This window comes from Zoogloea sp., assembly GCF_023150065.1.
Taxonomy (GTDB): domain Bacteria; phylum Pseudomonadota; class Gammaproteobacteria; order Burkholderiales; family Rhodocyclaceae; genus Zoogloea.
Genome location: NZ_JAKLLN010000001.1, coordinates 602,264 through 627,696 on the forward strand (window position 1 = coordinate 602,264; position 25,433 = coordinate 627,696).

19 protein-coding genes are annotated in these 25,433 nt (G+C 68.1%); 8 read left to right on the plus strand and 11 right to left on the minus strand.

The window, feature by feature from the left end; translation table 11 throughout:
- Window positions 1-46: 46 nt before the first annotated feature.
- From L6Q67_RS02870 to L6Q67_RS02895, 6 genes are all read right to left on the minus strand, one after another.
- Complete coding sequence (locus L6Q67_RS02870) at window positions 47-6,148, minus strand: Hpt domain-containing protein (protein ID WP_296564974.1); 6,102 nt, start codon at window positions 6,146-6,148, stop codon at window positions 47-49.
- A gap of 46 nt (window positions 6,149-6,194) precedes the next feature.
- Window positions 6,195-8,318 carry a methyl-accepting chemotaxis protein gene (locus L6Q67_RS02875; RefSeq protein WP_296564976.1) on the minus strand — a complete coding sequence of 708 codons (2,124 nt, stop codon included), beginning with the start codon at window positions 8,316-8,318 and terminating at the stop codon, window positions 6,195-6,197.
- A 55-nt stretch (window positions 8,319-8,373) separates the two neighbouring features.
- Window positions 8,374-8,892, minus strand: a complete 519-nt coding sequence (locus L6Q67_RS02880) for a chemotaxis protein CheW (RefSeq protein WP_296564979.1) — start codon at window positions 8,890-8,892, stop codon at window positions 8,374-8,376.
- 11 nt (window positions 8,893-8,903) lie between these two features.
- Complete coding sequence (locus L6Q67_RS02885; protein WP_296564980.1) at window positions 8,904-9,269, minus strand: response regulator; 366 nt, start codon at window positions 9,267-9,269, stop codon at window positions 8,904-8,906.
- 20 nt (window positions 9,270-9,289) lie between these two features.
- On the minus strand, window positions 9,290-9,691 hold the full coding sequence (gene pilG, locus L6Q67_RS02890; protein ID WP_296564983.1) for a twitching motility response regulator PilG: 402 nt from the start codon (window positions 9,689-9,691) through the stop codon (window positions 9,290-9,292).
- An 82-nt stretch (window positions 9,692-9,773) separates the two neighbouring features.
- Window positions 9,774-9,926, minus strand: coding sequence for a rubredoxin (locus L6Q67_RS02895; protein ID WP_296565200.1), 153 nt, complete (start codon window positions 9,924-9,926; stop codon window positions 9,774-9,776).
- Between the two features lie 118 nt (window positions 9,927-10,044).
- Between L6Q67_RS02895 and thiD the strand changes: the two genes are divergently transcribed.
- Genes thiD through hemL form a run of 3 tightly spaced genes read left to right on the plus strand, consistent with a single transcriptional unit; the run spans window position 10,045 to window position 12,816 of the window.
- The gene (gene thiD, locus L6Q67_RS02900; RefSeq protein WP_296564986.1) at window positions 10,045-10,899 is read left to right on the plus strand and encodes a bifunctional hydroxymethylpyrimidine kinase/phosphomethylpyrimidine kinase; all 855 of its coding nucleotides are present in this window, start codon (window positions 10,045-10,047) and stop codon (window positions 10,897-10,899) included.
- Complete coding sequence (gene thiE, locus L6Q67_RS02905; RefSeq protein ID WP_296564989.1) at window positions 10,896-11,510, plus strand: thiamine phosphate synthase; 615 nt, start codon at window positions 10,896-10,898, stop codon at window positions 11,508-11,510. The genes thiD and thiE overlap by 4 nt, the downstream gene beginning before the upstream one ends.
- Before the next feature lie 19 nt (window positions 11,511-11,529).
- Complete coding sequence (gene hemL / locus L6Q67_RS02910; protein ID WP_296564992.1) at window positions 11,530-12,816, plus strand: glutamate-1-semialdehyde 2,1-aminomutase; 1,287 nt, start codon at window positions 11,530-11,532, stop codon at window positions 12,814-12,816.
- Window positions 12,817-12,837: 21 nt separating this feature from the next.
- On the opposite strand, the gene mgtE is transcribed toward hemL, so the two are convergent.
- The 5 genes from mgtE to L6Q67_RS02935 form a co-directional block, all read right to left on the minus strand.
- Window positions 12,838-14,280: a magnesium transporter gene (gene mgtE, locus L6Q67_RS02915; protein ID WP_296564995.1), complete on the minus strand. Its 1,443-nt coding sequence runs from the start codon at window positions 14,278-14,280 to the stop codon at window positions 12,838-12,840.
- Between the two features lie 111 nt (window positions 14,281-14,391).
- Window positions 14,392-15,534: an FAD-dependent monooxygenase gene (locus tag L6Q67_RS02920; protein WP_296564998.1), complete on the minus strand. Its 1,143-nt coding sequence runs from the start codon at window positions 15,532-15,534 to the stop codon at window positions 14,392-14,394.
- A 23-nt stretch (window positions 15,535-15,557) separates the two neighbouring features.
- Entirely contained in the window at window positions 15,558-16,877 is a 1,320-nt protein-coding gene (pepP, locus tag L6Q67_RS02925) for a Xaa-Pro aminopeptidase (RefSeq protein ID WP_296565002.1), read from the minus strand.
- A gap of 58 nt (window positions 16,878-16,935) precedes the next feature.
- A complete protein-coding gene (gene murU / locus L6Q67_RS02930) occupies window positions 16,936-17,610 on the minus strand; it encodes an N-acetylmuramate alpha-1-phosphate uridylyltransferase MurU (protein ID WP_296565202.1) in 675 nt (224 codons plus the stop codon).
- Window positions 17,611-17,629: 19 nt separating this feature from the next.
- Window positions 17,630-18,628 carry a phosphotransferase gene (locus tag L6Q67_RS02935; protein ID WP_296565004.1) on the minus strand — a complete coding sequence of 333 codons (999 nt, stop codon included), beginning with the start codon at window positions 18,626-18,628 and terminating at the stop codon, window positions 17,630-17,632.
- Between the two features lie 81 nt (window positions 18,629-18,709).
- Here L6Q67_RS02935 and L6Q67_RS02940 point away from each other — a divergent pair, with 81 nt between their 5' ends.
- The 5 genes from L6Q67_RS02940 to rsmA all read left to right on the plus strand — a co-directional run bounded on the left by L6Q67_RS02940 (window position 18,710) and on the right by rsmA (window position 25,265).
- The gene (locus tag L6Q67_RS02940) at window positions 18,710-21,178 is read left to right on the plus strand and encodes an LPS-assembly protein LptD (protein WP_296565007.1); all 2,469 of its coding nucleotides are present in this window, start codon (window positions 18,710-18,712) and stop codon (window positions 21,176-21,178) included.
- Window positions 21,179-21,194: 16 nt separating this feature from the next.
- Window positions 21,195-22,493: a peptidylprolyl isomerase gene (locus L6Q67_RS02945; protein ID WP_296565009.1), complete on the plus strand. Its 1,299-nt coding sequence runs from the start codon at window positions 21,195-21,197 to the stop codon at window positions 22,491-22,493.
- A gap of 95 nt (window positions 22,494-22,588) precedes the next feature.
- Window positions 22,589-23,566, plus strand: coding sequence for a 4-hydroxythreonine-4-phosphate dehydrogenase PdxA (gene pdxA, locus L6Q67_RS02950; RefSeq protein WP_296565012.1), 978 nt, complete (start codon window positions 22,589-22,591; stop codon window positions 23,564-23,566).
- Window positions 23,563-24,453: a patatin-like phospholipase family protein gene (locus L6Q67_RS02955; RefSeq protein WP_296565016.1), complete on the plus strand. Its 891-nt coding sequence runs from the start codon at window positions 23,563-23,565 to the stop codon at window positions 24,451-24,453. Before pdxA ends, L6Q67_RS02955 begins: the two co-directional genes overlap by 4 nt.
- 11 nt (window positions 24,454-24,464) lie before the next feature.
- Window positions 24,465-25,265: a 16S rRNA (adenine(1518)-N(6)/adenine(1519)-N(6))-dimethyltransferase RsmA gene (gene rsmA, locus L6Q67_RS02960; protein WP_296565022.1), complete on the plus strand. Its 801-nt coding sequence runs from the start codon at window positions 24,465-24,467 to the stop codon at window positions 25,263-25,265.
- Window positions 25,266-25,433 lie beyond the last annotated feature (168 nt).

Here is a 25,433-nt window from a genome sequence, read left to right on the forward strand (position 1 = left end):
AGCCAAGCCGGCCCCCGCCCCGGACGAAAGCGCGGTTTTCCCCGGCTCAGGACTCCGAAACGGGGGCAAAACCCCGGATCAGATCCAGCAGCACGTCCTCGTCGTAGGGCTTGCCCAGGTAGTGGTTGACGCCGATCTCTTCGGCGTAGCGCTTGTGCTTTTCGGCCGTACGCGAGGTGATCATGATGATCGGCACGACCTTCAGCTTCACATCGGCGCGGATGTTGCGCGTCAGGTCGAAGCCGTCCATGCGCGGCATTTCGATGTCGGCGATGATCACGTCGGGGCGGATGGTGAGCAGCTGCTCAAGGGCGTCCACGCCGTCCTTGGCGGTGATCACCCGGTAGCCTTCCCGTTCGAGCAGGCGGCCGGTGATCTTGCGGACGGTGAGGGAGTCATCCACCACCATTACCGTGGGCTGGCTGGGGGCCGTGACCGCCGCTTGCAGGATGGTGCCATCGTCGGCACCCGCCGGGCTGCGGGCCGCCAGGGCGACCGGGTTGAGGATCAGCACGATCTCTCCGTCGCCGAGCACCGTGGCGCCGGAGTAGCCGACCATGCGGGCGTACTGGGGTCCGGCGTTCTTGACCACGACTTCCTGGTTGCCGCGCAGGGCATCCACGTGGAGGGCCACGGTCTCGCTGCCGGCACGCAGCAGGAGCACCCAGTTGAAGCGTTCGATCTGCGGCCGGGATTCGAAATCACCGAGCAGGCGGGGCAGGTAGCGGTAGCCGAAGTGTTCGCCGAGCCAGTCGGTGCCCTGCTCGTCCCGCAGTTTTTCGAGGGCGCCGGCCTTGAGCTCGAGCACCTGGGCCACCATCGACGAGGGAATGGCGAAGGTGCGATTGCCGGAACGCACCAGCAGCGCCTGGGTGACGGCGAGGGTGAGGGGCAGGTGGATGCGGAAGCAGGTGCCCTGGCCGGGCGTGGTCTCGACGCTGATGCGCCCGCCCACGGCGGCCGTCTCGCTCTTCACCACGTCCATGCCCACGCCCCGGCCGGCCAGGCTGGACAGGCTGGCGGTGGTGAAGCCGGGAACGAAGATCAGGTTGGTGAGGCGCTTGTCGTCGGCGTCTTCGTCGAGGGCCAGCAGGCCGGTTTCGATGGCCTGGGCACGGATGCGCTGGAAGTCCAGGCCCGCGCCGTCGTCCCGGAACTCCATGACGACTTCATTGCCCTCGTGGGAGACCCGCAGGTTGATCTGGCCGATCTCGGGCTTGCCCGCGGCGCGGCGTTGCTCCGGCGATTCGATGCCGTGGGCCACGGCATTGCGCACCAGATGGCCGAGGGGGCCCGTCATGGCGTCGAGCACGCTGCGGTCGATTTCAATCTGCCCGCCGATGATGTCCAGGTTGGCCCGGCGGCCGAGCTCCTTGGCGGTCTGGCGCACCAGGCGGTAGAGCCGCTCGGCCAGGCTGTCGAAGGGCACCATGCGCACGTGCATCAGCGACTGCTGCAGCTCCCGCGCCATGCGGGACTGGGCGTGCAGGGCGACTTCGGCGCCATCGAGGTTGCGCAGCAGGTTTTGCTGCACGGTGGTCACGTCGCCCACGCTCTCCGCCATCATCCGGGTGAGTTCCTGGAGGCGGGTGTAGCGGTCCATTTCCAGGGGGTCGAACTCGGTGTGCTGGGTCTCGACCTGGGAGAGTCGTGACTGCATCTGGGTATCGGCCTGGATTTCCACTTCGCGCAGCTGGTTGCGCAGGCGGATGACGTTTTCGGTGAGGTCAAGGAGGGAGCGGCGCAGGGTGCGCAGTTCACCTTCGATACGGGTGCGAGCGATGCTGATTTCGCCGGCCTCGTTGACGAACTGGTCGATGCGGCTGGCTTCCACACGCAGCTGCACCCGGGTGCCCGGGGTGCTTGCGTCACCCGGCTGCGCTGGCGTGATGTCCTCGACGACGGCAGCTGCTTCCCCGCTGGTCATGGCGGCGGGCGTCGGCTGCTGCAGGGTTTCCAGGGCCTGGCGGGCCTGGTCGAGGGAGGCTTCGAGGTCGTCGATGATGCCCTGGTCACCGGGCTCCTGGCTGCGTGCCCGTTCGAGCCGGGTCTCCAGCTCGTGCAGGCTCTGCCCGAGGCTCATGGCGCCCACCATCCGGGCGCTGCCCTTCAGGGTGTGGAGGAGGCGGGCGACACTGCTGGCGTGGCCGGGGTCGGACGGTTCTTCGCGCCAGCTGCGCAGGGCGGTGTCGAGGTTGTCGAGGAGTTCGCTGCCTTCGTCGAGGAAGATCGGCAGCAGTTCGGGGTCGAGCTCGTCACGCAGGGGCGCGCTGACCACCGCCGGTGCTTCGGGGGCGCGCGGAGCGGCCTCGCGGCTGCCTGCGGGGGTGAGGAGTGCTTCGGGCGCGGCGGCCGGATGCAGGGCGATGACCTCGGCCAGGTGGGACACGAGGATGTCGTCGAGCGCTCCGGCAAGCTCGGGCAGGGGCTCGGGCAGCTGGCGGCTGGCCAACTGGATGAGCATGCTCTCCAGGGCCGTGGCGGCGGCGTTGAGCGTTGCCGCCTGCGGGGCGGTGGGTGCCCGGTCGTGGTCGGTGAGGCGCTGCTGGGCCAGTTCTAGGGCCTTGGCGAGCTGCTGGGGGGCAGTGAAGCGGGCGGTGCCGGAAATGCCTGCCAGGGTGTGGGCGGCACGGATGGCGCCGCCGGTGGGGATCAGGCTGGGATTGACCGAAAGCCGGGCCAGCTCGTGTCGCAGGGTGGCCACATGCTGCCGGGCCTCTGCAAGGTAGAGGTCGAAAAGCGGGCGGGACAGGGTGACGTGGCCCAGACGGACCTCGTCCGGATCGGTGTCGGCTTCCTGATCGGCCTCCTCGTCGTCCGGCAGGTCGGCGAGATCCAGCACATCGGTATTGTCATCCGGTGTCTCGTCTCCGGCGGGGCTTTCCCAGGTCTCGGGCGTGGAGTTGGCGCCGGCTTTGCTGATCTCCGGGATGACATCAGGCGCGAAGGGGGCGTCCTGCAGTACCGGTAGGTCGGCAGGCGCCGGCTGTTCGACCGGCTCGGCAAGTTCGATGGACTCCAGGGCCTCGAATGCCTCGAGAACTTCAGGCGTTTCGAGGGCTTCAGGCGCCTCAGGGGCATCGGGGGTGTCGATGAATCCGGGTAGTTCCGCCAATTCCGGCATCCCGGTATCGATCGGAGCCCCGGCTTCTTCAAAGAAGCCCTCCGCGTCGATGGCCTTGTCCAGCGTATCGGCAAGGCTCTCCTCGGTGAGGGGGGCGTCTTCCTCGACGATCTCCAGGGCCTCGATGGGCAGGAGGAAGTCCTCGTCGTCTGCGGCAGGCGATGTGGCGTCGACGGGGCGCTCGGGCAGAGAGGGCGGCTGAACGGGGGGCTCGTCTGCCTCGATGGGGAGCTCGAAGCTCAGATCGAAGGGGGGGCTCGCCAGGTCTTCCTGCAGGAGGAGTTCGTCGATGCTGGTTGCAGCGGATCCGGGGGGGGCGTCCTTGGCTGCGGGGGCCGTATCGGAGCCTGCCGGATCGACGAAGGACAGCTCGGGGAAGTTCAGATCGAAGGATTCCTCGGGTGCGTCCTCGACCATGGCCCTGGGCAGGTTCAGGGTGGTGGCTGCCAGGTCGTACTCGTTGAGCAGGAGCGTGGCCTCGAGGTCGAGCTCCTGGGGCTCGTCGATCAACGGGACGGCAAGGAGGCTGCTTTCGGTCGGCTGGTAGTCGTCAAACTCCGGGGCTTCGATGGTCAGAGCCGTGTCGAGCGGAGCCGGTGCCTCGGGTGTCAGCGGGATCTCGGATGCGGAGTCCTGCGCCGCCGGGACGGATGCTGTGGGCGGGACAGCCGGGCGTTCCGCGTCGCCGTCGCCACGCAGGCGGGCCGATTCTGCGATCAGGGCACTGACGTCACGTTGGGTGCCGGCGCCGGACTGGAGCTGCTCGATCCAGCCCGAAAACTCGGCCAGGGCTTGCCCGATCAGGTTGACGAGTTCTGGTGTGACGGCCTGTTCGATGCGGAGCCAGTGATTCAGGGTCTGCTCGATGCTCCAGGCCGCTTCGCCGAAGTCCTTGAGGCCGACCATCCGGCCACTGCCCTTGAGGGTGTGGAAACTCCGCCGGATGGTGGTGAGGACTTCGGTGTCGTCGGGTGTTTCGTCGAGGAGCACGAGATTGCGGGCGATGGTTGCCCGCACGTCGACCGCTTCCTCGATGAAGATGTCCAGCAGTTCGGCGTCGATCTCGGCGGCGCTGGCGTCGAGCAGGCGGGTGGCTTCGGCGGACAGGGCCGGGGCTTCCGGGGAGCTGGCCAGGGGGACGGCTTCGGCGAACAGTTCGCCGGCATCGAGCATGGTGAGGGCCTGGCGGGCCTGCTTTTCGAGCTCGGTGTTGGCGGTGAGGGAGGCGTCCTGGCGCAGATTCTCGAGATTGAGCTGGAGCTCGGTGCGCAGGCCAAAATCGTCGGGGTTGTCCTTGAGGGCGGCGGCCAGGGCGGCAGCGTCGCGCTTCTGCTGGTCGAGCTCGGTTTCGATGCTGGCGCCGGCGGGGGTCTCGGCAGGTTGGTCCGGGCGCAGGATGCGGTCGAGGTCGGCGGGGCCGTGCTGCAGGGCTTCGATGTAAACGCCGAGGGCCGACAGGCGGTGGGCGATTTCCTCGAAGGCGGGGGTGTCGGCTTCGCTGCCGGCGGTGGTCAGGGCCCCGATGCGGCCGGCCGCGTCCTGCAGCAGGCGTACGGCGCCGTCCTCGTTCATGACCGACAGGGCGCCCTCGATCTGCTTGAGGGGCGCGCGCACGGCATTCAGGATGTCGGTCTGGGTCGGTGCCCGGAAGAAACTGTCGAGGCTCTGCTCGACCTCACCGAGGCTGGCGAGGATCTCGTGGGCGAGTTGGCGATTGATCTGCCAGTCGTCGGATTCGGGCTTGGTGATGGCCAGCGGCGGCAGGTGCTCACCCCGTTGGTGCGCCTTCAGGCGATCGATCAGGGCCTCGATCTGCGGACTGTTGTCCGGTGTGCCCTGCCCGTGGGTGTCGAGCTGGGTATCCACCAGCAGCATCAGCGTCGCCACGTCCATGGACATGGTGTCATTGAACTGCAGCGGATCCTGGCGCAGCCACAGGGCGAGGTCTGTGAGGGAGTCGACGAGCTCGGCGATCCCCGGGTGATTGAGCGCGCGGGCCTGGGCAGCCAGCGGGGCCACGGACTCCTGGAAGCGCGGCAGGCCGATGGCGCCGCCCTTGGAAAATTGGGTCCAGGCGTCACGGGCGTCGGAAAAGCCCTCGCGCAGCTTGCGCAGCAGCGGGGCCTGGGGCGTGTCGCTGATCTGACGCTTGCCGGCCGGGATGAGCCGCTCGAGGGCGTAGGCCTCGCGTACCGCAGTGATGGTCGGTGACTGGGCCGAGCTGCTGGCCACGTGATAGAGCACGTCGCGCATCAGGCGCTCGGCGACCATGCTGGAGCCTTCCATGACCCGGCGCATCTGGGCGTCGATGCGTCCGCACAGCCGCTTGGTGGCGGGGTCGGCGGGGGCTTCGAGCTGCCCCAGTGCATCGAAGAAGGCGGTGGCGGCAAACCAGAAGGCGCGGGAGGTGGGCACGCCTTGCAGGCTCTCGATGCCCGATACGGCTTCACGCATCTCCTGCGGGCCGGCCGGGTCCAGGCCGTTGCGGAACCACTTGAGCAGCCCCCGTTCGAAACGCCCCCGCAGGGCGCGCAGGCGCTTCGGGTCTTCGCTGGTGTCGGCGGGGCCTGAAAAGACCGGGCGCTGGGACAGATCGGGGTAGAAGAGCTCGCCGGGGGTGGGGGCTTCCTGTCCCCGGGCCGCAGCGAGTTCGACGTAGAGGTCGAACAGCCGAAGGGCCTGGTCGGGCTGGCCACGGGTGAGTTCGTCCAGGTAGTTGCCGATGGCGGCGATACAGCGGGAGGCGAGGCGCGCAACTTCCGGGGTGTAGGACACCTGTCCGGCGGCCAGCTCGCCAAGGAGGCGGTCAACGTGCTCCGAGAATTGGGTCAGCCCGTCCAGGCCGACGATGGACAGGGCGCCGTGGGCCTGGTGCAGGTGGGTCTGGGCAAACTTGATCCGGCCCAGGCGGTCGGGGGCACTGCCGGCTTCGGCAAGTGCCGTCTCCGACCGTTCCAGGGCCAGGTCGATCTCGCCTTTGACCCAGGTCAGCGGACCGAGGTCGAGTTCGTGTGCGGAGCTCATCGATGGGTCTTGGTCGGTTTCCGTTCCGTGAGGGATGCGGCGTGGCTCAGACCTTGAAGCCGGAGACCGAGCCCTTCAGTTCGACAGCCAGGTCGGCCAGCTCGCCAATCGAGACGGCCGTCTGCTGGGTGCCGGTGGTGGTGCGGTCGGTGATGGCGAGAATGTTCTTCATCTTCTCGGCCACCTGGGTTGCGGCCTTGGCCTGGACTTCGGTACTGACCGAGATGCGTTCGATGAGCTCGGCGGTCTCTGCCGACACCCGTTCGATCTCGGCGAGTTCCTGGCCGGCGGTTTCGGACAGGTGGGCGCCGTCCACCACGTCGCGGGTGGCGTTTTCCATGGCCGCCACGGCGTCGCCGGTGTCGGTCTGAATGGTCTTCACGATGGCGCCGATCTGCTTGGTGGCCTCGGCCGAGCGTTCGGCCAGGCGCTGCACTTCTTCGGCCACCACCGAGAAGCCCCGGCCGGCCTCACCGGCCGAGGCGGCCTGGATGGCGGCGTTGAGGGCCAGCACGTTGGTCTGCTCGGTAATGTCGGAGATCAGCTCCACGATCTCGCCGATCTCCTGGGACGATTCGCCGAGACGCTTGATGCGCTTGGAGGTTTCCTGGATCTTTTCGCGGATGTCGTTCATGCCCTTGATGGTGTCTTCCACGGCGGCGGCACCCTTCTGGGCGGCTTCCAGGGAACGGCGGGCCACCTGGGCGGACTGCAGGGCGTCTTCGGAGGCGGCGCTCATGGAACTGGCCATGCTCTGGGCCGTCTCGCCGGCGAGGCGCAGCTCCTGGGCCTGGCGCTCGGTGGCGGCGATCAGTTCGTCGGAGGTCTGCTGGGCGGACTCGGTCGCGGAGGTCACGCGGATGGCTGCGTCGTTGATGCGGCGCACCAGCACGGAGAGCTCTTCGATGGTGTAGTTCACCGAGTCGGCGATGGCGCCGGTGATGTCTTCGGTGACGGTGGCGCGCACGGTCAGGTCACCGTCGGCCAGGTCGCCCATTTCGTTCATCAGGCGCAGGATGGCCTGCTGGGTGTTGTTGCGCTCGAACTCGGCGGCTTCCTTGAGGCGTTCGGCCGCAAGGCGGCGGCGGGCGATGTCGTCGTTGTAGGTCTTGGCCATCAGCACCAGACAGACCACGGTGGCCAGGGCGCACAGCACGATGGCCAGGCTGACCCAGGTGAAGAAGCCGGTGTAGGCGCGGGTGTAGCCTTCGGCCAGGGCGGAGGTCTTTTCGAGCAGGGGGCCGGAGTTCTGGAAGATCTGGCTGCCGGCCTGCTTGGCCTGCACCAGGCGCTGGATGCTGCCCAGGATTGCGGTGACGGAGGCGAGGTTGTCCTTGCCGACGTTCTCCAGTTCGGCCAGCTTGCCCTTGGCATCGCTGCCATCGGAGGTCATCTTCTGGAGCTGTTCGATCAGGTCGCGGAAGGTGTTGGTGTCCTTGCCGAGCAGGAAGGCGACTTCCGGGTCGATGGCGTTGGCCACCAGCAGTGCGTTGGCGTTCTTGGCGATGCGCTGGGTCAGCATCACCACCTGGTTGGCCACGGCGATCTCGCGGGCCGAAGCGCCCCCCTGCAGCTTCAGGGCGGCGACCTGCTCGGACAGCTCGAGCAGCTGTGGATTCTTGGTGTTGATGGTGCTCACGGCCTTGCCGAGACTGGCCAGGTTCTTTTCCTGCTCGATCAGGTTGGCGGCGTCCTTGTCGGTCTTCTGCCACAGCTCGGTGACCACGGCGAGTTCGTCTGCGACGGCGCTGCTGCCACCGGGAACGGCGGTGCCGTCCACGTCACCGCCATTGGTGACTGCGCCCAGCAGCGTATTGAACTGCTCGCGGCTGCCCTTGAGCTCGTTGAAGGCGGCGGCGTCGCCCTGCAGGGCCAGCTGGCTGGCCTTGGCGAGCTGCTGGGAGAGGGTGCGCATCTGCCCGGCAGCCGTGACGTAGGCCGTGCCGAAGCTGCTCACACGGATCTGGTAGAGCACGAAGCCGATGGTCAGGGCGGCGAAGATCAGGAAGGGGATGCGAAGTATGCGCAACTGATCCGCGGCACTCTTGCCGGCCAGGAAGGGCAGGGGAGCTGTGGTCTGAGCCACCTCGCCGGATTCAAGGATCGTGTCCACGTTGGTGGATGCTGGTTTGCTGCCGTCGCGCGACAGACCCGGTAACTTGAATGCCATGTTGTTCCTCTTCAGCGGGCGGGGCCCGCTGCTCCTCCCGAATGGATTTTCATGATCATGATTGTTGTGCTGCGTCCAGAAAACGCGAGTTGTTCAGCAGATCGGCCACCTTCAGGCGCGTCCAGGCGGTACCCCGGGCATCCCGGAGCTGGTCACCGATCCAGGGTTGGTCTGCGTCGGGGGACGAGGGCAGGAGCTCGAAATCCTCGAGGGAGCGCAGACCCAGGGCGCGGGTCACGAGCAGGGCACAGTTGAGGTTGTGGCGTACGCCGACCAGCAGTAGGCGGGCGTGCCCGGCCGGCGCAATGGCCTGGTCGCCGTGGAAGGCGGCAAAATCGACCACGCCGAAAAGGTTGCCACGCACACTGGCAAGGCCGCGGAACCAGTGCTCGCTGAGGGGGACGGGGGCCAGCGGAGGAACCGCCAGGATTTCGCCCGCCTCGGTCAGGTCGACCAGCCAGTGACGCTTGCCGGCTTGCACGCCCAGGAAGGCTGAGGCGCGGGTGTCCCGAGCTTCAGCGAGGCGCCGGGCCAGCCCGGCCTGGAATTCGTGGAGACTGATCCGCTTTGCCATGCTCTTCCGCCCTAGCTGAACGCCCGGATCTTCTCGAGCAGCACGGCGTGATCAAGGGGCTTGACCATGTAGTCGAAGGCGCCCTGGCGCATGCCCCAGATCTTGTCGGTCTCGAGCCCCTTGCTGGTGCAGATGATGACCGGGATGTTGCGCGTGACCTCGTCGCGGACGATGGTGCGGGTGGCCTGGTAGCCGTTGGTGCCGGGCATGACCACGTCCATCAGGATCAGGTCGGGCTGCTCCGTCTTGCTCTTGACCACGGCTTCGTCGCCGCTCTCGGCGGTGACGACCTGGTAGCCGCTCTTCACCAGCATTTCCGAGAGGGCGAGGCGTTCGGTCGGGGAGTCGTCGACGACGAGGATTTTCTTGATCGGCATGGAGACGCGTCTCTGGGAGGTCAGTCGTTGGCGGCGGCCTGGCGCGGGGCGCCGGTGTGGCAGGCCACGGAGCGCAGCAGGCTTTCCTTCGTGAAGGGCTTGGTGAGGTATTCGTCCGAACCGGCAAGGCGGCCACGCGCCCGGTCGAACAGGCCGTCCTTGGAGGACAGCATGATGACGGGAGTGGACTTGAGTCGGGCGTTCTTCTTGATCAACGCACAGGTCTGATAGCCGTCGAGGCGCGGCATCATGATGTCGACAAAGATCAGGTCGGGAGCGTGGTCGGCGATCTTGGAGAGGGCGTCGAAGCCGTCCTCCGCCAGCACCACCTGGCATCCGGCCTGGGCGAGAAAGATCTCGGCACTGCGGCGGATGGTGTTGCTGTCATCGATGACCATGACCTTGATTCCGCTGAGATTCACCTTGGTCCTCCGGGGTCCGTGCCGATGTCGTTGCGGACGTGCATTGTTGTGGTGCCTGGGCTGCGGTGTCGACGGCCGGCCTTCAGATCGCGACCATTTCGAAGTCGTCCTTGCGCGCGCCGCATTCGGGGCAGGTCCAGTTGGGGGGGATGTCCTCCCAGCGGGTGCCCGGGGCGATGCCCTCTTCAGGGGAGCCGGTTTCTTCGTCGTAGATATAACCGCAGATCAGACACATCCAGGTCCGGTATTGGGGATTTGCCATGGGGGTGCGTTGCGATGATTTCGGCTAGAATCTTCTGGATCGTGAATGGTAGCGCAGTCGCAGTTAAATTTGTGCGTCCTCGGCTTTCCTAATGACTATAAACCGCAACGATCCCAACCCCCCGCTGGTTCTTGTTTTCGCCGCAGCCGACCCCACTGGTGGCGCCGGCATCCAGGCCGACATTATGACGTTGGCAGGCATGGGTTGCCATGCCCTTACCGTCATCACCGCGCTCACCGTCCAGGATACGGCCGGCGTCGAGGACGTCCTGCCGATCGATGCCGATTTTGTCGCCGAGCAGGCCCGCGCCGTCCTCGAAGACATGCCGGTCCAGGCCTTCAAGCTCGGTGTGCTGGGCAGTGCCGACAACATCGCGGCGATCGCCGAGATCATCGCCGACTATCCGCACATCCCGGTCATCGTCGACCCGGTGGTGGCGTCGGGTCGCGGTGACGAGCTGGCCTCGGATGCGATGCTCGACCTGCTCTGCGAGCTCATCGTGCCCCAGGCGACGGTGATCACCCCGAACACCATGGAGGCCCGCCGGCTGGCCGCCTGCCGTGCGGGGGTACGGGACGATCCCGAAGGCCGCACCCAGTCGGACTGCGCGGCCGTGCTGATGGAAATGGGCTGCGAGTACGTGCTCATCACCGGCTCCCACGCCCAGACACCGCAGGTGGTCAACACCCTGTACGGTAGCGGCGGAGTGGTGCGCGCGGATACCTGGGAGCGCCTCGGCGGCAGCTACCACGGCTCCGGATGCACGCTGGCCTCGGCGGTGGCGGCGGCGCTGGCCCACGGCCTCGACATGCCCCAGGCGGTCTACGAGGCCCAGGATTTCACCTGGCACGCCCTTGCTCACGCCTTCCGGCCCGGAATGGGCCAGCATATTCCCAACCGCTTCTTCTGGGCCCGCCCGCCAACCGAAACGGACACCGACTCATGAAGCTGCGTGGTTTGTATATCGTGACGCCGGACCAGGCTGACACTGAGGCGCTGCTGGCCGCGGTGGCCCGGGTGCTGCCGGCCCGTCCGGCCATCGTCCAGTATCGCAGCAAGCTGACCGATGCCGGCCTGCGCCGCCGGCAGGCTGCCGGGTTGCTGGCCCTGTGCCGGGAGTCCGGTATCCCCCTGGTGATCAACGACGACCTGGCCCTGGCCCTGGAGATCGACGCCGACGGTGCCCACCTGGGCCGGGATGATGGGGATCTGGCCGCCGCCCGGCAGGCCCTGGGCACCGCCCGCATCCTCGGCGCGAGCTGCTACGGGGAGTGGTGGCGGGCCGCCGCCGCCGCCGCTGCGGGGGTGGATTACCTGGCCTTCGGGGCCATGTTCCCCTCGTCCACCAAGCCCCTGGCGCCCCCCGCCCCCCTTGAAATGCTGACCCGCGCCAAGGCCGAGTTCGGTTTGCCGGTGGCGGCCATCGGCGGCATCACCCTCGACAACGCCCCGTTGCTGATTGCTGCGGGTGCCGATCTGCCTGCCGTGATCAGTGACGTGTTTTCAGCGCCCGACCCGGCTGCCCGTGCGGCAGCCTATGTCGGGCTGTTCGATTGACCTCTCAGGAAGCTCCCGCATGACCAGTCGCAACGAAGAACTCTTTGCCCGCGCCCAGCGCACCATCCCCGGCGGCGTCAATTCGCCGGTCCGGGCCTTCCGCTCGGTGGGCGGCACGCCGCGCTTCCTCAAGAAGGCCCTGGGCGCCCGGGTGTGGGATGCGGATGGCAAGGAATATCTGGACTACGTGGGCTCCTGGGGGCCGGCGATCCTCGGCCATGCCGACCCGGTGGTGGTCGAGGCGGTGCGTGAGGCGGCCCTGGAGGGCTTGTCGTTTGGTGCCCCCACCGAGCGCGAGATCGACATGGCCGAGCGCCTGTGCGAGCTGCTGCCCAGCCTGGAAATGGTGCGCCTGGTGTCCAGCGGCACCGAGGCCACCATGAGCGCCATCCGCCTGGCCCGGGGTTTCACCGGCCGTGACGCCATCGTCAAGTTCGAGGGTTGCTACCACGGCCACGCAGACAGCCTGCTGGTCAAGGCCGGCTCCGGCCTGCTCACCTTCGGCAATCCTTCGTCGGCCGGGGTGCCGGAAGATTTCGCCAAGCACACCGTGGTGCTGGACTACAACAACCCGGCTCAGCTCGAGGAAACCTTCAAGGCCCGGGGGGCCGAGATTGCCTGCGTGATCATCGAACCCGTCGCCGGCAACATGAACTTGGTCAAGCCGTCGGCCGAGTTCATGCACCTGCTGCGCCGCCTGTGTACCGAGCATGGCGCCGTGCTGATCTTTGATGAGGTGATGACCGGCTTCCGGGTGGGGCCGCGGGGTGTGCAGGGTCTGTTCGGCATCACCCCCGACCTGACCACCCTGGGCAAGGTGATCGGCGGCGGCATGCCCGTCGGGGCCTTTGGTGGCCGCCGTGACATCATGCAGAAGATCGCCCCCCTCGGCGGCGTCTATCAGGCCGGCACCCTGTCCGGCAGCCCGGTGGCGGTGGCGGCAGGGCTGGCCAGCCTCAACCAGATCGCCCGTCCGGGCTTTTATGAAGTGCTCACCGCCCGTACCGAACGCCTCGTGACGGGCCTCAATGCTGCCGCAGCGAAGCACGGCGTGCGCTTTGTGGCGGATTCGGTGGGGGGCATGTTCGGGCTCTACTTTGCGGCCGGTGTGCCCGCCAGCTACGCCGACGTGATGGCCTCCGACAAGGACAGCTTCAACCGCTTCTTCCACGCCATGCTGGACGCCGGGCATTACTTTGCTCCGTCGGCCTTCGAAGCTGGCTTCGTCTCGGCGGCCCACTCCGAGGCCGACATCGACTCCACCATCGCTGCGGCGGATGCCTGGTTCGCTGCCAACCGGGGCTGATGCAAGGGGGCGGCGGCGGGCCTACATCAGGAAGATCGTCGCCAGCCCCAGAAAGATGAAGAAGCCCCCCGAGTCGGTGACGGCGGTGATGATCACGCTGGAGCCGACCGCCGGGTCCTGCCCCAGGCGGTTGCGGATCATGGGGGCCATGACCCCCACGAAAGCCGCCACCAGCAGGTTGAGGGTCATGGCGGCGGTCATCACCGCGCCGAGCTTGCCGCTGCCGTAGAGTATCCACGACAGCACCCCGAGCAGGCCGCCCCAGACGATGCCGTTGATCAGGGCCACGCCCATCTCCTTTTTCAGGAGGCGGCTGAGGGCGTCGTCCTGGACCTGGCCCATGGCGATGCCGCGCACGATCATGGTGATGGTCTGGTTGCCCGAGTTGCCGCCGATGCCGGCCACGATGGGCATCAGTGCCGCCAGGGCGACCAGCTTTTCGATGGAGCCTTCAAAGGCGCCGATCACCCGGCTGGCGATGAAGGCAGTGACCAGATTGACGGCCAGCCAGGCCCAGCGGTTCTTCACCGAGTCCCACACCGGGGCGAAGATGTCTTCCCCTTCCCGCAGACCGGCCTGATTGAGCAGCTCGTTCTCGGTTTCCTCGCGGATGAAGTCCACCACCGTGGCCACCGTCACCCGGCCGACCAGCTTGCGGTGATAGTCCACCACCGGCGCCGACACCAGGTCGTAGCGCTCGAAGGCCTGGGCGGCGGTTTCGGCTTCGTCCGAGGGCTCGAGGGTCAGGGTGTCGGTGAGCATGATCTCGCTCACCTCGGTTTCCGGGTCGTTGATGAGCAGCCGGTCGATGGGCAGCACGCCGCGCAGGTGCTCGTCCCGATCCACCACGAAGAGCTGGTCAGTGTGGTCGGGGAGGTCGTCGAAGCGGCGCAGGTAGCGCAGCACCACCTCCAGGGTCACGTCCTCGCGCACGGTGACCATCTCGAAATCCATCAGGGCGCCGACGGAGTCTTCGGGGTAGGACATGGCGGCGCGCAGCTGCTCGCGCTCTTCCGGGTCCAGACCCTGGTAAACCGCCTCCATCACCTCCCGGGGCAGGTCGGGGGCCAGGTCGGCGAGCTCGTCGGCGTCGAGCTGCTCGGCCGCGGCCCGCAGCGACGCCGGGTCCATGGACTCGATGAGGGATTCCCGCACCGCGTCGGAGACTTCCAGCAGGATCTCGCCGTCCCGCTCGGCCTTGACCAGATCCCAGACGAACAGGCGTGCGTCGAGGGGCAGGGCTTCGAGGATGTGGGCAACGTCGGCCGAGTGCAGGCTCTCGAGCTTGTGGGTCAGCTCGTGGATGTGCTGCTTGTGTACCAGGCTTTCCACCAGGTCGTGCTTGGGCATGTCCTGGCGATGGACGAGATCTTCCACCAGCTTGTGGCGGGCGAGCAGGTGCTGCACCTCGCGCAGGTGAATGTCGAGGTCGTCGTGTTGCTGGAGATCGTCGGCTTCGGCCATGGTGCTGGTCCCGTGGGCGGCGGGGCGCCGGGCGGCGCGCAGGCTGCGGATTCTACGGCGTTTGCTGCGCCGCGGCGACGGGCATTTTCACGCTGGGGCAGCGAGCCGGGTTCAGGGCCAGGCGCGGGCGCCGAACATCATGCGTTTGGCCACGAAATGGCGGGCGGGCGGCAGCAGGTCGAGGGCGAAGAGGCCCGCCCCGCGGGCATGCCGCAGCGGTGCGGCGGCCGTGCTGAAAAGACGCACCAGGCCGTCGGTGAAGCGGATCGTGCCCTGGCGGTCGAGGCGGCGCTCGCGGGCGTAGGCGGCCAGGTTGCCGGCCGCGCCGGGGTCGCCGCCGGCCCGCAGCAGGATCTGGGCGCAGGCCCATACGTCGCGCAGGGCCAGGTTGTAGCCCTGGCCGGCGACGGGGTGCAGGGTCTGGGCGGCGTTGCCCAGCCATACCGTGCGCTGGCCTGTCGGGTCGGGCCGGTAGCGCAGCAGCAGGGGGTAGCGGGCGCGGGGCCCCACGCTGGCGAAGCGCAGGCGGGTGCCGAAGTGGGCCTGCAGGCGGGCCAGGTAGGCGTCGTCGTCGAGGGCCATCAGGGCGTCGGCCTCGGCCGGGGCGGCGGTGTGGACGATGGCGCAGTCGTTTCCGCAGGGCAGTACGGCCAGGGGGCCCTGGGGGGTGAAGCGCTCCCAGGCGCGGTTGCCATGGCCTTCGGCCGGGGTGACGACGGAGATCACGGCGTGCTGGTCGTAGTCCCGCTCCACCAGGGCGCTGTCGTCGGCCCCCTGGATGCTGCCCTCGGCACAGGCGGCCAGGCGGGCCGACAGGGGCGGGGCGTCGGCAAGGCTGATGATCACGTCGTCGGTGCCGGCGGCCAGGCCGGTGACGGTGGCCTTGTCCACGATCGGAATGCCGGCGGCGGCCAGGGCGTCATCCAGGGCTGCTGCCAGATCACCGGCGCCGGCCACGTAGCCGAGGGCCGGCTGGCCGTATTCGGAAGCCTGCAGCACGGTGCGGCCGAGGCCGCCCTGATGCGATACATGGATGCTCTCGATGGGTGTGGCCGGCAGCTGCGACCAGATGCCCAGGCGCTCCAGGGTCAGGCGGGTGCCGTGGGACAGGGCCAGGATGCGCGGGTCGTGGCGCGCTGCGCCGCGGGGGCGGGCGTCCACCAGTACCAGGTCGAGGCCGGCGTCCTTGAGGGCGAGGGCGAGGGTCATGCCCACCGGGCCGGCGCCGATGATGGCGAGATCGTGGCGTTTCATGCGCTTGGGTTCCGGGCTGGGGGTCAGGCCGCCGCGGCCATCAGGGCTTCGATGTCGGCGACGCTCTTGGGGGTGTCGATGGTGAGGATGTCGCAGCCCGTGTCGGTGACCAGGGCATCGTCCTCGATGCGGATGCCGATGTTCCAGAAGGCCTCGGGCACGCCGTCGGCGGGGCGGATGTAACAGCCGGGTTCGACGGTGAGCACGTTGCCCGGCACCAGCGGCCGCCATTCGCCGGCGAGCTTGTATTCGCCCGCGTCATGCACGTCGAGGCCCAGCCAGTGGCCGGTGCGGTGCATGTAGAACTGGCGGTAGCTGCCGGATTCGAGCACGCCGTCGAGGCTGCCCTGCAGCAGCCCCAGGTCGATGAAGCCCTGGGCCAGCACCCGGGTGGCAGCGTCGTGGGGTTCGTTCCAGCCGGCGCCGGGGCGGGTGGCGGCAATGGCCGCGGCCTGGGCCGCCAGCACCAGTTCGTAGGCGGCTTTCTGGGGGCCGCTGAAGCGGCCGTTCACCGGGAAGGTCCGGGTGATGTCGGAGGCGTAGCCGTCGAGCTCGCAACCGGCGTCGATGAGCAGCAGGTCACCGTCCTTGAGCAGGCCGTCGTTTTCTACGTAATGCAGCACGCAGGCGTTGGCGCCGCCGGCCACGATGGAGCCGTAGGCCGGGGCCTGGCTGCCGTGGCGGCGGAATTCGTGGATCAGCTCGGCCTCGATCTCGTATTCGTGGGCACCGGGGCGGGTGGCCTGCATGGCGCGGCGGTGGGCGCCGCCAGAGATGCGGGCGGCCTGGCGCATGGTGGCCAACTCGCTGGCATCCTTGATCAGGCGCATCTCGTCGATCAGGCTGCGCACGTCGCGGATCTGGGCCGGGGCCACGCAGCCGGTGCGGGCCTGGGCGCGTACCCGGTTGAGGGCGTCGGTGACGCGGGTGTCCCAGGTCGGCTCGTAGCCCATGGAGTGGAAGATGGCGGGCTGGTTGGCCAGCAGGATGCCCAGCTGGGTGTCCAGCTCGGTGATGGGGTGGGCCTCGTCGAAGCCGAAGGTTTCCCGGGCGGCCTCGGGGCCGAAGCGGTAGCCGTCCCAGATCTCCCGTTCCATGTCCTTGCTGCGGCAGAACAGCAGGCTGCGCGGGGTGTCGCCAGCCACTAGCACCAGCACCGCCTCGGGCTCACGGAAGCCGCTGAGGTAGTAGAAGTAGCTGTCGAAGCGGTAGCCGTAGTGGGTGTCGCGGTTGCGTAGTTGCTCCGGCGCGGTGGGGATGATGGCGACGCCGCCGCCTGCGGCCTGCATGGTGGCGAGCAAGCGGGTGCGGCGGGCCTGGAAGGGGGCGATGTCGAGGGGCATGGAGGTGTCCGGTGGCTGTATGGGGGATGGACCGCAGCGGTGCTGGAATGTTGCCCGATCAGGGGGCGCGCAGGCTTGCGTCGAGTTCGTGCAGGCGCTCGGGGGTGCCCACGTCCACCCAGCGGCCGAACAGACGGGCGCCGGTGACCCGGTTGCGGGCCATGGCGGCGCGCAGCAGGGGCGCGAGCTTGGCCGGGGCATCGGGGGAAACGCCGGCAAACAGGGCGGGGTGGTAGGCGCCCAGGCCCGAGAAGGTCAGGCGCTCCCCTTCGTCTTCGCGGACCTGGCCGTCGGGTGTCAGGCCGAAGTCACCGTCCGGGTTGTGGGCCGGGTTGGGCACCAGCAGCAGGTGGGCGCAGCGCACCGGGTTGAGCTCGTCGGCGGCGCGGCGCAGGCCGGCGAAGTCGGCGTCGCAGAAGACGTCGCCATTGACCACCAGGAAGGGTGCGTCGCCCAGCAGGGGCAGGGCGCGGGCGATGCCGCCGGCGGTCTCGAGGGCGCTGCCTTCGGGGGAGTAACGGATGCGCACGCCGAAGCGGGCGCCGTCTCCCAGCGCGTCCTCGATCATCCGGCCCAGGTGGGCGTGGTTGATGACCAGATCGACGATGCCCGCCGCGGCCAGGCGCTCGATGTGCCACACGATCAGCGGCTTGCCGCCGGCCTCCAGCAGGGGCTTGGGGCAGGTGTCGGTGAGGGGGCGCATGCGTTCGCCGCGGCCGGCGGCAAGGATCATCGCTTTCATGGTCGCGGGCTCAGAAGGAGTAGCCGACTTCGGTGATGGTCGGGTCGGTCTGCTCGAGGATGCGCAGCAGCGGCCGCAATTCACCATAGCGCTCGCAGGCCTTGCGCAGGTAGTGCAGCACCAGCGGCATGTCCTTCAGGTAGCCGTCCTTGCCGTCCCGGTGGTAGAGGCGGGCAAAGATGCCCAGCACCTTGATGTGGCGCTGCACGCCCATCCACTCGTAGTCCCGGTGGAACTCGGCGAAGTCCTCGCGTACCGGCAGGCCGAGGGCCCGGGCGGTCTCCCAGTAGCGGGCCAGCAGGTCGAGGGTGAAGTCTTCTTCCCAGTGGATGTATGCGTCCTTCAGCAGGGAGGCCAGGTCGTAGGTCATCGGGCCGTAGACCGCGTCCTGGAAATCGAGCACGCCCGGGTTGGGGGCGGACACCATCAGGTTGCGGCTGTGGTAGTCGCGATGCACATAGACCTTGGGCTCGGCCAGGTTCACGTCGACGATGCGGTCGAAGACCTCGTAGAGCTGGGTGGTCTGCTTGTCGGTGAGGGTCACGCCCTTGTGGCGGCTCACGTACCACACCGGGAACAGCTCCAGCTCGCGCATCAGCAGCTCGCGATCGTACTCGGGCAGCACGCCGGGCTGGCTCCCCGCCTGGATGCTCATCAGCGCGCCAAGGGCTTCGGCGTAGAGGTTGTGGGCGTTGTCCTTGGTCAGGGCATCCAGATAGGTGCTGCTGCCAAGGTCGGAGAGCAGCAGGAAGCCCTGCTCCAGGTTCTGCCGGATGATTTTCGGAACATGCACGCCGGTGGCGCCGAAGAGTTCGGCCACCTTGACGTAGGGGCGGCAGTCTTCGTGGCTCGGGGGCGCGTCCATGACGATCAGGGAAACCGGATCGTCAGCAAATGTAAGCCGGAAGTAGCGCCGGAAGCTGGCGTCGGCGCTGGCCGGGGCGAGTTCGAAGGGGCGGCCGGGAAATTCGGCGGCGATCCAGGACTGGAGTTGTTGGCGTCGTTCCACGGGAGTCTGAGATGCGTTCGTGTAAAATCGCGCAGTTTATCAAACCATGCGGTCGGCTCGCCGGCTGGTTCCTGCCCCGGGATGAAACCTCACACCCAGTTGCGCTTCCTGTCGATTGCCCTGTTCGCCCTGTGGGGGCGCGCCGGCGCGGAAGATCTCCCGCCCTTCGTGGTGTCTCCGGCCCTGCTCGGCAAGCCGGCGGCAGCCCGCCCGGCCCCCCGCGCCGTCAGTGCGCCATCGGCGGCCCCCGCCGCGGCCCGCCCCGCACCGGCGCCGGCCAGGTCGGCTCCCGCCGCGGCTCCGGGGCGCAAGTCCGCCGCTGCGCCGGCCCCCTTGACCAGCCCCGGCTCCACCCGCATCAGCGCCGACCGGGTGACTGGCCACCAGGATGTCGACGCCGTGGCCGAAGGCAGCGCCACGCTGCTGCGTGATGCCACCCGGGTCGATGCCGACCGTCTGCAGTATTTCGAGCTCACCGACGAAGTGGAGGCCACCGGCAATGTGCGGGTGCTCCGCGGGACGGACGAGATGACCGGCCCCCACGCCCGCATCAAGGTGCAGGAGCAGACCGGCGTCTTCGATTCGCCCAGCTATTCCATCAGCCGGCCGGCGCGCGGGCCGCGCCCGGGGCAGGCCCCGCTGCTCCCCGGCCAGGCCCTGCCGGCCAGCCAGCAGCCCATCAGCGGCCACGGCTCGGCCGACTCCCTGGTGCTGGAGGGCGAAAACCAGTTCCGTTTCTCCAACGCCTCCTGGACCAGCTGCAAGCCCGCCCGGCCCGACTGGTACCTGCAGGCCAAGGAGCTCGACCTCGACTATGACTCCGAGGTCGGCGAGGCACGCCATGGCACGCTGTGGTTCAAGGGCCTGCCCGTGGCCTACCTGCCGTGGGCCGACTTCCCCCTCGGCGAGAGCCGCAAGTCCGGTCTGCTGTCGCCCACTTTCGGCACCTCCAACAAGGTCGGTTTCGACCTGACGCTGCCTTACTACTTCAACCTCGCGCCCAACTACGACGACACCCTGACCACCCGCCTGATGGGGCGTCGGGGCCTGCAGTTCCGCAACGAGGCGCGCTACATCAACCCCAACTTCCGCGGCATCACCTACCTGGAATACATGCCCCAGGATCAGGTGGAGGGGCGCAGCCGCTACGTGGGCTCGGTGCGTCACGACCACAATTTCGGTGGCGGCTGGACCAGCAACCTCAACGTCAACGGTGTTTCCGATCCGCGCTACTTCATCGACCTGAGCACGCGCCTGGCCCTGACCTCCCAGGTCAACCTGCTGCGCCAGGGGTCGGTGACCTATGCCGGCGGGGGCTGGTGGTCTGCCACCGGCCTGCTGCAGGGCTTCCAGACCCTGGACGATCCCAAGACCGGTGCCGCGCCGGTGAGCATTCCGTACAAGCGCCTGCCCCAGCTGACGCTCACCGCCAATCGCCCCGAGCTGCCCGGTGGCACCACCTTCCAGCTGGCCAGCGAGTTCGTTGCCTTCAGCCATCCGACCCAGGATGAAGGGCGCCGCCTGACCTTCTACCCCCAGCTGTCCCTGCCCCTGCAGACGGCCGCCTTCCACTTCACGCCGAAGATCGGCGTGCACACCACCCGCTACGAGCTGGATCGCCGCGTCAGCACCGGCGACAACTCCACCACCCGCACCCTGCCCATCCTGTCCGTGGATAGCGGCGTGACCTTCGAGCGGGAGGCCAGCTTCGGCGGGCGGGATTTCGTGCAGACCCTCGAGCCGCGCGTCTATTACCTCTACGTCCCCTACCGGGACCAGTCGAACATCCCCAACTTCGACACCGGCTTCTACGACTTCAACTTCGCGCAGATCTTCGCCGAGAACGTCTACACCGGTGGCGACCGCATCTCCAACGCCAACCAGATCACCACGGCCGTGCAGAGCCGCCTGATCGACCCGACCACCGGTGCCGAGACCGTGCGTGCCGCCCTGGGCCAGCGCTACTACCTGGTGGACCAGCGCGTCACCCTCAACAAGGACACCCCGGCCCGCACCGGCAAGCAGGCCGACCTGCTGGCTGCCTTCGGCATCAATCTGGCGCCCAAGACCACCCTCGACACCGCCTGGCAGTACAACCCCCGGGACAACTGGACCGAACGCTTCAACTTCGGCTTCCGCTTCCAGCCCGGCTACGCCCGCACCGTGGGAGTGAGCTGGCGCTACCGGCGCAACTACTCCACCGACCCGGCCAATCCCAACGGTTTCCGGGACATCGACCTGACCGGGCAATGGCCCCTGTGGGGCAACTGGTATGGTGTGGGCCGCTACAACCGCAACCTGCGTGACCACCGCCTGACCCAGGGCATCGCCGGGGTCGAGTACAACGCCGGCTGCTGGGTGTTCCGCGGCGTGGTGCAGCATCTGACCACTAGTGCCACCGACGTGACCCGCGCCTTCTTCTTCCAGCTCGAATTCAATGGCGCCGGCAGTCTCGGCTCCAGCCCGCTCAACGTCCTGCGCCGCAGCGTGCCGGGCTACAACCGCATCAACGATGGCTCCAACCCCTTCTCCAGCGACGACGACTTCTGAAAGCGCCCTCCGACCCATGAAACTCATCGTCTCCCTGCTTGCCGCCAGCCTGTTCGCCAGTACCACCTTCGCCGCCAATGGGCCGGTCGAAGTGGATCGCATCGTGGCGGTCGTGAACAGCGAAGTCATCACCCTTGCCGACCTGCGCATGCGCGTCGCCCAGGTGACCCGCCAGCTCAGCCGTCAGGGCACGCCCCTGCCCGCTGCCGACGTGCTCGAGAAGCAGGTGCTGGAGCGCCAGATCATCGAGCGCCTGCAACTGCAGCTGGCCGCCGAAACCTCCCTGCGCATCGACGACGTGACCCTCGACCGGGCCGTCGGGCGCATTGCCGACAGCAATCGCCTGTCCATGACCGAGTTTCGCAAGGCCCTCGAGAAGGACGGCCTCTCCTGGGAGCGCTTCCGCGAGGAAGTGCGCAACGAGATGCTTCTCACCCGGGTGCGCGAGCGTGAGGTGGAATCCCGCATCGTGGTATCGGATGCCGAGGTCAGCAACTTCCTGGCCCACCCGGAGAACACCGCGGGGCAGGAGGAATACAACCTCTCCCACATCCTCTTCCGGGCGCCGGAGGGGGCAACCCCCGAACAGCTGGCCCGCCTGCGCGCCAAGGCTGAAGACGTGGCGGCCCGCATCGGGCGCGGCGAACCCTTCGACAAGCTGGCCGCCAGCTACTCCGACGCCCCCGACGCCCTGACCGGCGGCAACCTGGGCTGGCGCAGCGCCGAGCGTCTGCCGGGCCTGTTTGCCGAAGCCGTCGCCAGCCTCAAGCCGGGTGAGACCACCGCCATCCTGCGCAGCGCCGCCGGTTTCCACATCGTCCGCGTGATCGACCGCAAGGGCGGCAGCCAGGCCGGGGTGCCGGCCCAGGTCCAGCAGACCCGTGCCCGCCACATCCTGATCAAGACCAGCGAAGTGCTCACCGACGCAGATGCCCGTCGCCGCCTCACCGACCTGCGCGAGCGGGTCGTCCAGGGGGGCGCCAGCTTTGCCGATCTGGCCCGCATCCACTCCGCCGACCTGTCCGCCTCGAAGGGCGGCGATCTGGGCTGGATCTACCCGGGCGATACCGTGCCCGAGTTCGAACAGGCCATGGACGCCCTCAAGCCCGGCGAGCTCAGCCAGCCCATCCAGTCGCCCTTTGGCTGGCACCTGATCCAGGTCGAAGACCGCCGCGTCCAGGATGTCTCCGACGAGCGCAAGCGCGGCGCCGCCCGCAATGCCCTGCGTGAGCGCAAGTCCGACGAGGCCTACCAGGACTGGCTGCGCCAGCTGCGTGACCGGGCCTACGTGGAATACCGCACCGAAGACCGCTGATCCGGCTGCCGGCGCAGTGGAACGCCTTCCACCGCGCCGGCCCCCGCAGCCGTCCTGTCCCTCTCCTGCCGTTCCCTTCCTGCATTTCCCCCGCCATGTCCTCCCCGCTTCCCGTCCTCGCCATTACCAGCGGTGAGCCCGCCGGCATCGGCCCCGATCTGTGCGCGGCCCTGCCGCGCTTCGAATGCCCTGCGCGCCTGGTCGTCCTGGGTGACCGCAACATGATCGCCGCCCGCATCCACGCGGTCGAACCCTCCGTCGACATCCTCGACTACGCCGCCGGCAACACGCCCCGGCCCGGCAGCCTCGAGGTCCTCCACCTGCCCCTGGCCCGCCCCGTCACACCCGGGCTGCTGGATGCGGCCAATGCCCGCTACGTGCTCGACGTGCTCGACCGGGCCATCGCCGGCTGCAAGTCCGGGGAGTTCGCCGGCATGGTCACCGCGCCGGTGCACAAGGGCATCATCTGTGATGCGGGCGTACCGTTTTCGGGGCATACCGAGTACCTGGCCGAAGCCACCGCCACGCCCCTGGTGGTGATGATGCTGGTGGGCGGGGGCATGCGCGTGGCCCTGGCCACCACCCACCTGCCCCTCAAGGATGTCTCGGCGGCCATCACCCGCCCCTTGCTCACGGACACCCTGCGCATCCTGCACACCGACCTGCGCACCCGCTTCGGCCTTGCCGCGCCGCGCATCCTGGTGGCGGGCCTCAACCCCCACGCGGGGGAGGGCGGCCACATGGGGCGGGAGGAGATTGAGGTGATCACCCCGGTGCTGGAAGCCTTGCGCACCGAGGGCATGGACCTGCGCGGCCCGCTGCCGGCCGACACCCTGTTCGTGCCGCATACCCTGGGCCAGGGCGATGCGGTGCTGGCCATGTTCCACGACCAAGGCCTGCCGGTGCTGAAGCACGCCAGCTTCGGGGGCGGCGTCAATGTCACCCTGGGGCTGCCCATCATCCGCACCTCCGTGGATCACGGCACCGCCCTCGATCTGGCCGGTACCGGCCGGGCCGATCCGGGCAGCCTGTTCGCCGCCGTCGAGCTGGCCATCGGGATGGCGCGGGCATGAACGGACGTCGTCGCCTGCTGCTCGGCAGCGCCGCGGCCCTCGGGCTCTCCGCCTGCGCCGATCTGATCCACAAGCCCGAGCCGGTGGCGCCCCGCGCTGCCCGCAAGCCGCGGGTGGCCCTGGCCCTGGGCGGCGGCGCGGCCCGGGGCTTTGCCCACATCGGCGTCATCAAGGTGCTCGAGACCCACGGCCTGGCGCCGGATCTGGTGGTCGGCACCAGCGCCGGGGCGGTGGTCGGCGCCCTCTATGCCGCCGGGCATGGGCCGTTTGAGTTGCAGAAGCTGGCCATCCAGCTGGATGAGTCCGCCGTCACCGACTGGAGCTTCTTCGACCGGGGCGTGATCAAGGGCGAAGCCCTGGAACGTTTCATCAACAGCAACGTGGGCAACAAGCCCATCGAAGGGCTGAAGCGGCGCTTTGCAGCGGTGGCCACCGACCTGCAGAGCGGCCAGCCCATCGTCTTCCAGCGCGGTAACACCGGCACCGCCGTGCGCGCTTCCTCGTCCATCCCCGGGGTGTTTCCCCCGGTGCCCATCAATGGCCGGGAATACGTCGATGGCGGGCTGGTGGCGCCGATTCCGGTGCGCGAAGCCCGGGGCCTCGGCGCCGACATCATCATCGCTGTGGATATCTCCGGCCGTCCCAGCGGCAAGAAAAACCAGGGCAGCCTCGACGTGTTGCTCGATACCATCGCCATCATGGGCGGCGCCCTGGGGCGCGATGAGCTGGCCGGGGCCGACGTGGTCATCCGACCCGAGCTGAAGGGCCTGCCCGCCACCAACTTCCAGCAGCGCCATGAAGCCATCCTGGAGGGGGAACGGGTCGGTTTTGCCGCCGTCGCCCGGGTCCGGGAGGCGATTGCGGCCTGGGAAAAGAAGAACGCCTGAGGAACAAACGGATGAGCGAACCCCATCTCGCGCGCAAGCGCTTCGGCCAGAACTTCCTGTCCGACCCCAACATCATCCGCAAGATCATCGAGGCCATCCGCCCGGCCGAGGGTGATCGCATGGTCGAGATCGGCCCCGGCCTGGGGGCCATGACCGAGCCCCTGATGGCCCGCCTGCCCCATCTGCACGTGGTCGAGATCGACCGGGATCTGATCGCCCGCCTGAAGGAGGCCCATTCTCCCGACAAGCTGACCATCCATGAAGGCGATGCGCTGAAGTTCGATTTCGGCAGCCTGGTGGCCGACGGCGCACCCCTGCGGGTGGTGGGCAACCTGCCTTACAACATCTCCACCCCCATCCTGTTTCACTTGGCCGACTACGCCGAAAAGGTGAAGGACATGACCTTCATGCTGCAGAAGGAGGTGGTGATGCGCATGGTGGCCGAGCCCGGTACCGAGGAGTACGGGCGCCTGTCGGTGATGCTCCAGTACCGCTTCAACATGGGGCGGGTCTTCGATGTACCGCCGGGGGCCTTCCGCCCTGCGCCCAAGGTGATGTCGAGCATCGTGCGCATGGTGCCGCGCCCGGTGGCCGAGTGCACCGCCACCGACTATGCCCTGCTCGGGCGCATCGTCACGGCCGCCTTCGGCCAGCGCCGCAAGACCCTGCGCAACACCCTGCGGGATTTTCTCGACGAGTCCGATTTTGCTGCCCTCGAACTGGACCCGGGCCTGCGGGGCGAGAAGCTCGGTGTGGACACTTTTGTGCGTATCGCCAATCACGTTGCCGGGCGGGCTTCTCCGGCCGCCTAGGTAGGACGGGGGGTGTGGAGTGAGGCAAAAATGGACGATTTTGATAAAAACAATAAAAATAAGTAAAAATGTTTTTCGCAGCCATTTGCGATGTTGTATTTCACGAATTTAAGGCTTCTTTAAGGTTATAGTGATTTCGCTGCCTGCTTACCCATTCCGGGTTTCGGG